This is a genomic window from Mycobacterium sp. NGS64 (genome assembly GCF_059812245.1).
Map to the genome: position 1 here is coordinate 58,695 of NZ_JCALCI010000002.1, position 14,256 is coordinate 72,950.

Consider the following 14,256-nt stretch of genomic DNA (forward strand, 5'->3'; position numbering starts at 1 on the left):
CTGCCATGCAACTGGCGCTCACACCGGAGGAAGCCGCGTTCCGCGACGAGCTTCGCACCTTCTACACCACGCAGATACCCGAAGAGCTGCGCGAGCGGGTACGCCAGGGCGCGGCGTCGGTGCGCCGCGAAGACATCGTCACCAGCCACAAGATCCTGCACGAGCACGGTCTGGCGGTCCCGAGTTGGCCCGTCGAATGGGGCGGCAAGGACTGGACGCCCACCCAGCACCAGATCTGGGCCGACGAAATGCAACTGGCGTGCGTGCCCGAGCCGCTGAACTTCAACACCAAGATGGTCGGCCCGGTGATCGCCGAGTTCGGTTCCGAGGAGATCAAACAACGCTTCCTGCCGCCGACGGCCAGCCTCGACATCTGGTGGTGCCAGGGCTTCTCCGAGCCCGAAGCCGGCTCCGACCTGGCGTCGCTGCGCACCACCGCGGTCCGGGACGGCGACCATTACATCGTCAACGGCCAGAAGACCTGGACAACGCTCGGCCAGTACGCGGACTGGATCTTCTGCCTGGTGCGCACCGACCCGCAGGCGCCCAAGCGGCAGGCCGGAATCTCGTTTCTGCTCTTCGACATGAAGACGCCGGGCATCACCCTGCGGCCGATCAAGACGATCGACGGCGGCCAGGAGATCAACGAGTTGTTCTTCTCCGACGTCCGGGTGCCCGCCGATCAGCTTGTCGGACAAGAGAATCAGGGCTGGACTTACGCGAAGTTCCTGCTCGGGAACGAACGCACCGGCATCGCCGGCGTGGGACGCACCAAGGTGCGCCTCGCCGAGGTGAAAAAACACGCCGCCGAAACCGGGGTGCTCAACGATCCCCTGTTCGCGGCGCGACTCGCCGAGGCCGAAAACGAGGTCCTCGCACTGGAACTCACGCAATCTCGGGTGGTGTCGGACTCCGCGGACGGCCAGCCCAACCCGGCGTCGTCGGTGCTCAAGCTGCGCGGCAGTCAACTGCAGCAGATCGCGACCGAGCTGCTGGTCGAGGTCGCCGGCCCGGACGCGCTGCCGGCCGACGGGGAAGACATTTCATCGCCCTCGTGGGCGCAACACAGCGCGCCGCACTACCTCAACTACCGCAAGACGACGATCTACGGCGGCAGCAGCGAGGTACAGCGCAACATCATCGCGTCCACCATTCTCGGATTGTGAGGCAGCCATGGACTTTCAATTGACCGACGAGCAGTCCCTGCTGCGCGACACCACCCGCGACCTGCTGTCGCGCACGTACGACCCGGAAAGCCGCAACAAGGTCATCGGGTCCGACCTCGGCTGGAGCCGCGAGGTGTGGAGTCAGCTCGCCGACACCGGGATCCTCGGCCTCGGGTTCGAGCCGGACGAGGCCGGCCAGATCGAGATCATGGTGGTGCTCACCGAGGTCGGGCGCCGGTTGGCCCCCGAACCCATCCTGCACGCCGCGCTCGCACCGGGTGCGCTGATCGCCGAGCTGGGCAGCGACGCCCAGAAGCAACAGCTCGACGAGGTCGCGGCCGGACAACGCCTGCTGGCCTTCGCCCACGTGGAACCGGGGCATCGCACCCCGTCGGCCACGGTCACCACTGCGGCTGCGCAGCAAGGTGATTCGTGGACGTTGACCGGACGCAAGAACCCCGTGCTGGCCGGCGACTGCGCCGACGCGTTGGTGGTCAGCGCAGCGTTGCCCGACGGCGGCACCGGCCTGTTCCTGGTCGACGCGGCTTCGGCCACCCGGCAGCCTTACCGGACGTTCGACGGACAGCGCGGCGCTCAAGTCGATCTCGACGGCGCCGCCGCCGAACCGCTTGGCGAAGGCGGGGACGCCTCGCTCGCCATCCGCAACGCCGTCATCCGGATCCAGTCGGCGTTGTGCTCCGAAGCTGTCGGGGCCATGGAGGAAGCGCTTCGCCTAACCACCGACTACCTCAAGACTCGCAAGCAGTTCGGCGTCACGCTCAACAAGTTTCAGGCGCTCACCCAGCGGGCCGCCGACATGTATGTGTCGCTGGAAGTGGCGCGCAGCATGAGCTTCTACGCCGCGATGTCGATCGCCGACGGCAACCTGGATCCGCTGATCGCGTCGCGCGCCAAGGTGCAGATCGGCCGGTCGGGGCGCCACATCGCGCAGGAATCGATCCAGATGCACGGCGGAATCGGCGTCACCGCCGAATATCCCGTCAGCCACTACGCGGCCCGGCTCACCGCGATCGAACACACGCTGGGCACCTCGAACGACCATCTGCACAACCTGATCGACCATCTGGGCGACTACGACCTGGCCCGGCTGTAGCGCATGGCCGAACCCGCCGAACTTTCCGCCCGGGTCGTTGAGTTCCTGTCAGTGTTTTTCGGAGGCTGCCCGCACCGGAATGTTCGGGTACCTTGCCGCCGACGGGCGGCCTCTGGTCGCGCCGGTTTGGTTTGTTGTCGATGACGGCCAACTGGCCTTCACCACCGGCCGGGACACCTCGAAAGGCCGTGCGCTGGCCAGGGATTCGCGGGTCGTGATCTGTGTCGACGATCCGCATCCGCCATATTCGTTCGTCCAGGTGCAGGGCCTGGCCTCGGTGAGCGAGGATCAGCCGGACGTACTCGACGTCGCGACGCGGACCGGTGCGCGCTACATGGGCGCCGACCGCGCCGACGAGTTCGGCCGCCGCAACGCCGTCCCCGGCGAACTGGTGGTGCGGGTGCGGCCCACCAAGGTCATCACCGGATTCAATATCGCCGACTGACGCGCCGGGGCATCAACTCGGCTCTGGCCCCGCAGCGGATTCCTGGCCCGTCGCAGCGGATTCCGGGCTCGGCTCCGCCGCAGGCGATTCGGCCTCCTCCGCGGGCGCTTCCGCCCCCTCCCGGGCCGGGGCCGGCTCCGATTCCGCATCCGGTAGCTGGCTTGCCAGGTACTCGGCGAGCCCGCCGATCGTCGGATAGTCGAATACCGCGGTGGCGTTGATCGTGAACGCCCCACCGAACTGGCTGTAGAGCCGGTTGCGCAGTTCGACCGCCATCAACGAATCCGTACCCAGGTCGAGGAACCGGCTGGTTGCGGCGGGCGGTTGCGCGAGCCTCAGGAAGCCCTGCACTTCGCGCTGCAGGAATTCGGTGATGAAGCCGGCGCGCTGGGCCACCGGTATCTCCTGCAGTTGCCGGAGCAACTCGCTGTCGCCGGTCGGCTCCGTGACGGCACTCGGCAACACCAGGTCGAGAATCGGTGGGCGGGAACTGCCCAGCAGCTTGGCGGCGCGCTGCCAGTTGGCCTTGATCACGGTCGCCTGCGCGGTCCCGCTGGCGACGGCCTCGGCCAGCGCGTTGAGGGCGGCCGTGGGTTCCAGCGGAATCAGGCCCTGCGCACCGAGATTGGCGCGCGCGGCCTCCGAAGACGCCATGCCGCCCTTACCCCAGGGACCAAGGTTGACGCCGGTCGCCGGCAAGCCGTGCGCCCTTCGCTCCGCCACCAGCCCGTCGAGCAGCGCGTTGGCGGTCGAGTAGTTGGCCTGGCCGGGTGAGCCGAGCAGGCTGGCCACCGAGGAGGACACGATGAAGAAGTCCAGATCGTCTTCTCTCGTCAACCTGTCCAAGTAGCTGGCGCCGAAAGCCTTGGGCGCCAACGCTGTCCGGAAACGCTCGAGGCTCTGCTGGGACAGCAGCGCGTCGTCGAGCACGCCCGCCAGATGGGCCACCCCCGCAAGCGACGGCAACTCCGCACGGATCCGCTCGAGCAGCTTTTCGACTTGCGCCTCGTCCCCGACGTCGGCCGCGAAGGTGTGGACGCGGCAGTGGTAGCGCTCGACGATGTCCTCGATCGCCCGTTGCGCGTCCGCGTCGGGTGCGCGCCGGCTGGTCAACACGATGTCACCGGCGCCGAGCTGGGCCAGATAGGCCGCCAGGTGCAGGCCGATCGCACCGAGTCCACCGGTGATCAGGTAGGTCCGATCGCCGCGCGGCTGAAGCGGTTTCGGCATTTGCAGCACGATCTTGCCGATGTGCCGGGCCTGCTGCATGCGGCGGAACGCCGTCCTCGCCTCGGTCAGCGGGTAGATCTCCGCGGGCAGTGGCGCCCACTCGCCGCCGCCCAGCCCCTCCGACACCTCCGCCAGCAGGCCACGGATGCGTTCGGGGTCCTGCAATGTCACCGTGTCCAGCGCGACGATCTCGTAGGCGATGTCGGGACGGGCCGCCGCCATCTGCTCGGGCGTCCAGATGTCGCGCTTGGCGATCTCGGCGAACCGGCCATTCCGTGCGGTGGCCCGCACGGTCGCCTCGACAAACCCCTCGTTGGTCAGGCTGTTGAGCACCACGTCGACGCCGGCGCCGTCGGTGTCGGCCAGGATCTGGTCGGCGAAATCCGTGCTGCGCGAGTCGTAGACGTGTTCCACGCCCAGCTTGCGCAGCGTCGCGCGCTTGTAGGCGCTGGCGGTGGCGAACACGATCGCACCGTGCTGCTGCGCCATCTGGATGGCGGCCAGTCCGACGCCGCCGCTGGCGGCGTGGATGAGGACACGGTCACCGGGCTGAAGCTGCGCCCAGTCGAACGCCAGCCGGGCCGTGAGCGCCGCCGCGGGAATCGTCGCCGCGTCCACCGCGCTGAGGCAAGAGGGAATCGGCGCCAGCAGCTGGGCCGGCACGTTGAACCGGCTGGCGAACGCGCCCTGCATGAAGCCGAAAACGCGCTGACCGACCTCGAGTCCGGTGACGCCGCCGCCCACTTGGGTGACCACGCCGGCGAAGTCGCCGCCGATCGGACCCGGATCGCCGGGGTAGAGGCCCAGCACATTGAGCACGTCCCGGAAATTCAACCCCGCGGCCTCCACGCGGACCTGGACGTAGCCGTCGCTCGGCGGCGGCACTTCCGCCTCGGTCAGGCGCAGGTTGTCGATCGCGCCGCGCTCGGTGGGTGCCAGGACGTAATCGGTTGACCGCGGCAACGCGAGGTGACCGCTGCGCGACCACTGCAGCAACCGGGACGCCAGGAACTTGCCTTGCCGCACAGCGAGTTCGGGCTCCTCGATCGGTGTGCCGAGCAAACCAGTCAGCAGGTGCACGGCCTGCTCCGACCCGTCGCAATCGACCAGCCTGCAGCGCAGCGCCGGTTCCTCGTTGACGATGGTGCGCCCGAGTCCCCACAGCGCCGCCTGCACCGGGTCGACCGGCTCGCCGGACTCGGTCGCGACGGCGCGCTCGGTGATGATCCACAGCCCGTTCGGAAGTTTGAGCTGCGCGTCGGCCTGCACCGTGTGCACGACACTGAGTAACTGGGCGATCCCGGCCTCGAGGCGCGCGGCGGCTTGCGCGTCCGACTCCCCCGCGCTCGGTCCGGCGCTGCGCCAGACGATCCCGGAGAACGGCATGCCGCGCTCCTTGGCCTGCGCCAGCAGCTGCCCGACGGGCTCCGGATCGGCGGCCGGATCAAAGGCGATGCAGCCCGGCAGCTCGGCCGCGAGTCGGTCGAACCCGGCAACCAGCCAGGTGCCGTTCGGGTTTCCGGCGCTCTGGGTGTCACCGCTCGACGGCGGGGCCGGCACCTCGTGCCAGCCGAGGGTGTACAGCAGCCGGGTGGCGTCGCCGCCGAGTCCGCGCAGCAACGCCTCCCGGGGCGCCCGCTTGACGGTGAACTCGCGAATCCCGCCGAGGCGGCGGCCATCGCGATCGACGAAGTCGAGATCGAAGACCTGGGTTTCGCTGTCGAGGCCGCTGGTGTGCCACTTCGCGCGGCAGTAAAACCGCCGCGGCATCTTTTCCCGCAGCTCCACCGCGCCATACCGCAGCGGCAGGAACAGGTCGGAGACTCCCTGTTCGGCCGCCAGCAGCGCCGGGAACGCCGGGAACGCGACGCCGGTGCAGAGGTCCATCAGTACCGGATGCATAGGCTCGGTTCCGAGGTGTTCGCTCAGTTCCTCGCCGACGGTGATGTCGCCGATCGCCTCGCCCTCACCGAGCCACAGCGATTTCAGCGTACCGGACCAGTTGGGCCCCCACGCCAGCTCCATGTCGGCGAAGGTTTCGAACAGCTGCTGCGGGCGCATGCGGTTCATCCGCTCGATCGCCGCGTCGATCGAATCGACGGACTCCGCGGGTCCCGCGCCGACATCAGCCACATCAGCGGCAGGGCTGAGTCCCGTGTTCAGGGTCCCGTCGGCGTTCAGCGACCATTCGGCATCGCTGACGCCGTAGGGGCGGCTGTGCACGCGGAAGCTCCAGCCGCCTCCGTCCTCCTGGGGGTGCAGGGTCAGCTGCACCTCGCGAGAAGCCCTCTCGGGCAGGATGATTGGCTCGTAGAAGAACACGTCCTGTACCCGCGCCGGCGGCCCGACGGCGGCCAGCGCCATGGCCGCGTATGTCGCGCCCGGAACGACGACAGTGCCGTAGATGACGTGATCGGAAAGCCACGGCTGCGACTTGACGGAGAGCCGGCTCGTGTAGACGGAGTCGCCGGAGGCGAGCTCCTTTGCGCTGCCGAGGATTCCGGAAACTCCGGCGCCCGGTCCGTCGATGCCGGCGATCCCGGCGGTCTTGGGCCAGAAGTGACGGCGCTGGAACGGATAAGTGGGCAGTTCGAGCCTGCGGCGAGGTTGACCGTGTAGCGCGGCGAACGTGGGCCGGTGGCCGCTGACGTAGGCCGCGGCCACCGCTTCGGCGATCTGGCGCCGGTCGCCGATGCCCTTGCGCAGCGAGACGATCGCGCGCGGCGCAGCGAGGTGTTCCGGCCAGACCTGCACCGCGGCGCCGGTCAGCACCGGTTGCGGACCGATCTCCATCAACACCGAGCAGCCCAGCGCGGCCACGGTGCGCACGCTTTCGGCGAACTGCACGGGCTGGCGCGAATGACGCCGCCAATACTGTGCGTCCAGCGGGGTTTCCGCCGTCAGCACGGCGCCGGTGCGGTTGCACACCAGCGGCAACGTCGGCACGGCGAACTCCAACTGTGCCGCGTACGTCTCGAATTCATCGAGGACCGGTTCCAGCAGCTCCGAGTGGAACGCGTGGCTGGTTTCCAGCCAGCTGCACCGGATCCCGTCGCCACCGCACCGGGTGAAGATCTGTTCCAGGTCGTCGCCGGGTCCCGAGAGCACCGTATTGGGGCCGTTGTAGGCGGCAACCGACACCAGGGGGAAGTCGTTGGCGATCTCCTCGACGTACTTGGCGTCGGCGAACACCGCCACCATTCGCCCGCCGTCGGGCAGGCTGCCGAACAGCCGGCCGCGCTCGGCGATCAGCCGGGCCCCGTCCTCGAGGCTGAAAACCCCGGCCACGCACGCCGCCGCGTACTGGCCCACGCTGTGTCCCAGCACCACGTCGGGCTCGATGCCCCACGACTGCCACAGCCGGGCCAGACCCATCTCGACAGCGAAAAGCGCTGGCTGCGCAAATGAGGTGTGCCGCAGCATCTTCCCGGCCTCGCCGGCGGTTTCGCGGTCCGTCGCGAACAGCACCTCCAGCAACGGGCGCGGCAGCATTCCGTCGACCGCTTCGGCGCAGCGGGTCACCGTGTCCGCGAAAACCGGCTCCGCGTCGAATAACTCGCGCGCCATCCCCGGGTATTGGCTGCCCTGCCCGGTGAACAACCACGCCGTCGTCGGCCGGTCCGTGCACTCGCCGCGCACCACTCCCGGCCGCATCCGGTTCTCGGCCAACTCGGCCAGCGCCTCCCGGGCGCTTTGAACCGAATCCACGACCAGCGCGGCCCGGTGCTCGAAATGCGAACGCCCGGCGCCGGCCGTGAAGCACACGTCGGCGATGTCGACCTTCGGGTGGGCATTCAGCCAGTCCCCGTACCGCTGCACCAACGCCACCAGCGCCTCCGGTGACCGCGCGGACAGCGGCAGCACCTCGACCGGTTCGTCCTGAGCGTCCGACTCCGCTGCCGCTGTGTCGTCGCGAAAGACGTCGCTGGTCGAGTATTCGTCGGCGGTCGAGAGCGGCGGCGCCTCCTCGATCAGCACGTGCGCGTTGGTGCCGGTGAAGCCGAAGGAGCTGACGCCCGCCCGTCGCGGTTTTCCGTCGGCCTGCCACGGAATCGCCTTGTCAACAACGCGCACCGGCAGCGAATCCCACGGGATGTGTGGCGACGGTGTCTCGAAGTGCAGGCTCTGCGGCAGCATTTCGTGCTGCAGCGACAGCACGACCTTGATCAGGCCGGCGACCCCTGATGCCGACTCGAGGTGGCCGATGTTGGTCTTCACCGACCCGATCAGCAGGGGCCGGTCGGCGTCCCGGGCGGCGCCGAAGACGGCCCCTGCCGCCTGCACCTCGATCGGGTCACCCAGCGCGGTACCCGTGCCATGCGCCTCCAGGTAGTCGACATCCCCACCGGTGAGACCGGCGCGAGCCAGCGCCGAGCTGATAAGCCGTTGCTGCGCACCACCATTGGGCACCGTCAAACCGCTCGATGCGCCATCCTGATTGACCGCGCTGCTGGGAATGACCGCGCAAACCCGGTCACCGTCGCGCACTGCGTCGCTCAGCCTCTTGAGCACCAGGATCCCGCAGCCTTCACTGCGCACATAGCCGTCGGCCGAGGCGTCGAAGGTCTTGCACCGCCCGACGGGTGACAACATCCTGGCGCGTGACGCGGCGATGATGGTTACCGGGCTCAGCAACACGTTCACCCCACCGGCCAACGCCAAATCGCAGTCACCGGAGTGCAATGCCTGGCAGGCCTGATGGACGGCCACCAGCGACGAGCTGCACGCGGTGTCGACCGCGACGGCCGGTCCCTCGAGTCCGAGTGCGAATGCGACCCGGCCCGAAATGGCATTGAGCGCATTGCCGGTGATGAAGTGGGGCTCGAGCTTCTCGACCGAGCCGGCCGACAGCAGATGCGAGTACTCGTTGGCACCCACCCCGACGAAGATGCCGCTTCGGCTGCCGCGCAAGGCCCCCGGCGAGTAGCCCGCCCGCTCCAGGCCTTCCCACACTGTTTCCAGCATCAGCCGCTGCTGCGGATCGATCCACACAGCCTCGCGCGGGGAAATGCCGAAGAATTCCGGGTCGAACCCGTCGATTTCGTCGATGAATCCGCCGAAGCGGCTGTAGATCTTGCCCGGGGTCTCCGGGTCCGGGTCGTAGAACTCGTCGATGTCGAAACGGTCCTCCGGAATCTCCCGGATCGCATCGACACCGCCCGCCAACACCTCCCAGAATGCTTCGGGATTCGGCGCGCCGGGGAAACGGCAGGCCACCGCGACGATCGCGATCGGCTCGTCCGTGCGCGTCGCCACCGCCGCCGCCTGCCGGGGCTTGCTCTCCGTCTGCTCGCCGATCCCGAGCACGTCGGCGAGCAGATAGTCCGCCACGTCCACCAGGCGCGGGTGGTCCATCGCCAGCGTCGCCGGTATCTCCCTGCCCACTCCGTGCTCGAGGCGCTGCCGCAATTCGATGGCCATCAGCGAATCCATGCCGAGATCGAAGAATCCGGCGTCCTCGCGGATCTCCGACGCGTCGACTCGTGTGACCTCCGCCACCGCCTCGCGCAGGTAATCGACGAGAAGTTTCTTGCGCTGCTGCACCGGTGCGTTGGTGAGCCGCTCGACCAGTCGAGTCGGCCCGGACGGCCGCGACAAGGGCAGCGCGGCAACGGAATCCGGCACCTCGCGCTCCAGCTCAGCGAGCAATGACCGCCGTCCCGCTTGCTGGTAGAGCGGCAGGAAGCGGGCCCAGTCGATCCGGGCCACCACGCCGTTGGCCACGCCCTGCGCGGCAGCTGCCGCCATCAGCTCGGCCATCCCCGCCAGCGCGTCGGAAGGAGCCAAGGTCCGGACCCCGCGCCGATCCAGTCGGGCCCGGGCCTCCGCGTCGGCCATGCCCGCAGACCAGGGGCCGAAATTGACGCTGACGGCGGGAACGCCGTGCTCGCGCAGCCGCCAGGCCTGTCCGTCCAGGAAGGCGTTGGCCGCGCCATAGGCGGTCTGGCCGAATCCGCCCCACACCGCCGCGATCGAGGAGGTGCTCACGAAGAAGTCCAGCTGCAGGCCGAACGTGTCGAGGGCGGCTTCGCTCAAGTTCCAAGCGCCCCAAACCTTCCCGGCGAACACCCGGTCGACCTCGTCGTCGTCCAGGGCGCGCAGCGGGGTGGTGCCGATCTCGCCCGCGGCGTGGACGATACCCGCCACCGGCGGCAGTTCGGCCTGCACGGTGGCCAACAGGCGCGCGACGTCGTGCGCATCGGCGACGTCGGCAGCGATGACCCGAACTTCGCAACCGTGCTGTTCGTGGATGGCGTCGATGCGCTGTTGCGCGGCGGCACCGGGCGCGCGCCGGCCGGTCAACACCAGGTGCCGGGCGCCGTGCGCCGCCAAGTAGCCGGCGATTTCCAGTCCGATCGAACCCAACCCACCGGTCACCAGATAAGTTGCGTCGCCGCGCAGCGCCAGCGGTGCGGCGGCCGGCGTGCCGGCCCGTCGAATCAGCCGGGGAACGTAGACGGCGTGATCACGCAGCGCGATTTGGTCTTCCCTGACGGCCGAGTCGCGCGGTGCGGCCGTCAGCCGGTCGATCAGCCGCGACCATTCGTCGGCGTCGCCTTCCCCGCCGGATGGCAAGTCGGCCAGTCCGCCCCACACCTGCGGATGCTCCAACGCGGCGGCGCGACCGAATCCCCAGAGGCAGCTTTGATCCGGCGATACGGTGTCCGCCTCGGTGACCCGTTGCGCGCCACGGGTTACCACCCAGATGGGCGCGCGCAGTTCGGCGGACACCGCGGCGCGGAAGAGCCGCCGCGTTCCGCCCAGGATTCGGTGTTGCATCCGCAACAGCGACCGCGCTGACGGTGCGGTGTCGGAATCGAGGGCCGCGATATGCAGGACACGCAACGCCGATTCGTCCGCCTCCGCGGCACGCAAGGCGGCCGCGAGGTGCTCCTCGTCGGCGTCGGACACCGGCAACCCGAGAGTCCGGTGCTGGTGCCCACGCGCGGTCAGCACGTCGACCAATGGCCGAACCGCCTCGGCATCGTTGCCGATGAGCAGCCACGCCGATCGCCCGGCGTCGGGGTCCGGGACCTTTGGGAGCTCGGCGGTGGACGTCTCCCAGCGAACCTCGTAGCGATCATCCGCGATGGAACGGGTGTCACGCTGTTGGTTGTGTTGTGCGGCAAGCTTTGTCAGCACATGCACGGTCTGCTGGTCGCCGCTCGTGCCGTCGAGCAGCGCCGCGAGTTCCTCGATCCGGCCGTCCTCGAGCAGCCGGACGGTTTCGGTGCTGACGGTGGTGTTCTGTTGCCGACGCTCCCGATTGTCGCGATACCAGTACTCGCGATGCTGGAACGGGTACGGCGGCAGGTCGACCTTGCGCGCCGGTCCCGTCACGGCGGCGAAGTCGGGCAGGTGGCCGGTGACATACGCGCCCGCGAGGGCTTCGCCGATCTGGCGGTGGTCGGCGGCGCCGCGACGCAGCGAGGCGATCGCCCGCGGCGCGGTGCCCGGGTCGGGCCAGGCCCGCAAGGCCGCGGCGGTCAGCACCGGTTGCGGGCCGATCTCGAGCAACACCTTGCAGTTCAGCTCGGCCAGGGTGCGTACGCTCTTGGCGAATTCCACCGGTTGGCGGGCGTGGCGACGCCAATAGGCGCCGTCGAGTTTCACGCTCCTGCCGAGCGCAGCGCCGGTGCGGTTGCACACCAGAATCCGTTGCGGCGGGCCGAAATCGAACCGGTTCGCGTACGACTCGAACTCGTCGAGGATCGGATCCAGCAGCGACGAGTGGAAGGCGTGGCTGGTGTCCAACCAGTCGCACCGGACACCATCGGCCGCCAGCCGGGCCACCGCCTGGTCCAGATCCTGCGCGGGCCCCGAAAGCACGGTGTTGGCACCGTTGTAGGCGGCAACCGACAGGCTCGGGAATTCGTCGGTGAGGGCCTCGACCCGCTCGGCGGCGGCGAACACGGCGACCATGCGACCGCCCTCGGGCAAACCGCCGAACAGGCGGCCGCGCTCGGCCATCAGCAACGCGCCGTCCTCCAGGCTGAACACGCCCGCGACGCAGGCCGCCGCGTATTGACCCACGCTGTGGCCCAGCACCACGTCGGGTTCGAAGCCCCACGACTGCCACAGCCGGGCCAGGCCCATCTCCACCGCGAACAGGGCCGGCTGGGCGTAGGAGGTCTGCCGCAACGCCTCTTCGCTGCCGGGGCCGTCCACGTCGAAAATCACGTCCAGCAGCGGCTTTTCGAGAACGTCCGCGACCACTGCTGCGCAGCGGGTCACCGTCTCGGCGAACACCGGCTCTGTGTCGAACAGCTCTCGGGCCATGCCCGGGTACTGGCTGCCTTGACCGGTGAACAGCCATGCGGTCTTCGGCGTGTCGTCGGATATCCCGCGCAGCAGGCCGGGTGCCGGGCGGTCGTCCGCGAGCGCACCGAGCAGCTCGGCGGCGGATTCCTTCGAGTTGATCACCAACGCGGCGCGGTGCTCGAAGTGCGCTCGCCCTACCCCGGCGGTGAAGCACACGTCGGTCAACGAGGCTTCCGGGTGCGCGCTCAACCAGCCGCGGTATTGATCGGCGATCTGCACCAGCGCGGCCGGCGTGCGCGCAGAGAGCGGAAGCACGCTGAACCGCTGGTCGCCCAGGCCGGGCGCCACCGCGACCTGCCCCGCCTCAACGGGCGCTTCTTCGATGATCACGTGGGCGTTGGTCCCGGCGAAGCCGAACGAGCTGACTCCCGCAATGCGTGGCCGGTCGTCGCGCTCCCAGGCGGTGGCCTCCTGCACGACCCGCACCGCAAGCCGTTCCCACGGAATGTGCGGCGACGGAGTGCGGAAGTGCAGGTGCTGCGGCAGCAACTCGTGCTCGAGCGACAGGATTACCTTGATCACGCCCGCGATCCCCGCGGCGGCCTCCAGATGGCCGATATTCGTTTTAACCGAACCGATCAACAGCGGACGGCCGGGGTCGCGCCCCTCGCCGAACACCGCGCCCGCGGCCTGCGCCTCGATCGGATCGCCCAGCGATGTCCCGGTCCCGTGTGCCTCCAGGTAGCCGACGTCGCCGGGTGCGATGCCGGCGCGCTTGCACGCCTCGGCGATAACCTTTTGCTGCGCAATGCCATTCGGCACGGTCAAGCCACCCGACGCGCCGTCCTGGTTGATCGCGCTACCCCGGATCACGGCCCTGATGCGGTCGCCGTCGCGGATCGCGTCCTCGAGCCGCTTGACGACGATGACACCGCAACCCTCGCCGCGCACGTAGCCGTCCGCGGCCGCGTCGAAGGTCTTGCACCTGCCGTCAGGCGCCAGCATGTGCGCGCTGGAGAACGTGATCATGGTCGCCGGACTGAGTAGGACGTTAACGCCGCCGGCCAGCGCGAGGTCACACTCCCGTAAGCGGAGCGCTTGGCATGCCTGATGGATGGCCACCAGCGACGAACTGCACGCCGTGTCGACTGTGAACGACGGACCCTGCAGCCCCAACCGATAACTGATCCGGCCCGCTCCCGCAGCAGACGACGTCCCGATCGCCAGATATGCCTCAATCTCGGTGGAAGTCAAGTCGTGGGACATCATTCCGAGATAGTCGTGGGTGGACAGACCCATGAACACCCCGGTCTGGGTGTTCGCCAAAGCCGTTGGCGCGGTGCCGGAATGCTCCACCGCCCGCCACGCCGTCTCCAGCAGGAGCCGATGCTGCGGGTCCAGCAACCTGACCTCGCGCGCCGACATCCCGAAGAATGGCGCGTCGAACCCCGTTACGTCATCGACGAAGCCCGCCCGACGGGTGACAACCTTGCCAGGCACATCGGGATCCGGATCGAAGAACTCGTCGACATCCCACCGGTCCTCGGGCACCTCCGATATCGCATCCCGGCCTTCGGCCAGCACCCGCCAGAATTCGTCCGCATCCGCCGCACCCGGAAAACGCGCCGCGTACCCGACTATCGCGAAGCCCCCAGAAGCCGACCCCCGCCCCATCGGGTCCTCGACGGATGTCATGCGGTTGTCCTCCCCGTTTCGACCGGAAAAATTGATGCCCGCGGGCCCTTGCGGCGCCGGAGCCGTGGCTTCTTCGAACCACGTCCTAGGCCGCTCACTGCACACACCCAGGACCAGAGCTGGCAGAACCCCCCCGGGTACTGCCTTACAGCGACCGTCACAGCGAATCTACACATTTAGCCTTGGTTGCCGCAGCCGAATCGCCTACGCCGACCAGTATTACAAGCGCCGGCCGGTTCCCGGCGCCGCGACGCGCAGATGCCATGATCTGCGGCTGTCGGCAAGGCTCGGCGGGGCCCTTTACACGGTACGTTCGATGACCGGCGCCCGCCGTCCCGATGAGC

Annotated in this window: 3 protein-coding genes and 1 pseudogene; 3 read left to right on the forward strand and 1 reads right to left on the reverse strand. The window is 68.8% G+C overall.

What is annotated here, in order from left to right; all coding sequences use genetic code 11:
* Nucleotides 1-5: 5 nt before the first annotated feature.
* The 3 genes and pseudogenes from AC5Y4S_RS08700 (at nt 6) to AC5Y4S_RS08710 (ending at nt 2,725) form a co-directional block, all read left to right on the forward strand.
* Nucleotides 6-1,166 (forward strand): acyl-CoA dehydrogenase family protein, encoded by a 1,161-nt coding sequence (locus AC5Y4S_RS08700; RefSeq protein WP_500032240.1) that lies wholly within the window; start codon nt 6-8, stop codon nt 1,164-1,166.
* A gap of 7 nt (nt 1,167-1,173) precedes the next feature.
* On the forward strand, nt 1,174-2,280 hold the full coding sequence (locus AC5Y4S_RS08705) for an acyl-CoA dehydrogenase family protein (protein ID WP_500032241.1): 1,107 nt from the start codon (nt 1,174-1,176) through the stop codon (nt 2,278-2,280).
* A gap of 3 nt (nt 2,281-2,283) precedes the next feature.
* Nucleotides 2,284-2,725: pseudogene (locus AC5Y4S_RS08710) on the forward strand (PPOX class F420-dependent oxidoreductase).
* Between the two features lie 12 nt (nt 2,726-2,737).
* Here AC5Y4S_RS08710 and AC5Y4S_RS08715 read toward each other — a convergent pair.
* On the reverse strand, nt 2,738-13,912 hold the full coding sequence (locus AC5Y4S_RS08715; RefSeq protein ID WP_500032242.1) for a type I polyketide synthase: 11,175 nt from the start codon (nt 13,910-13,912) through the stop codon (nt 2,738-2,740).
* Nucleotides 13,913-14,256: the final 344 nt, after the last annotated feature.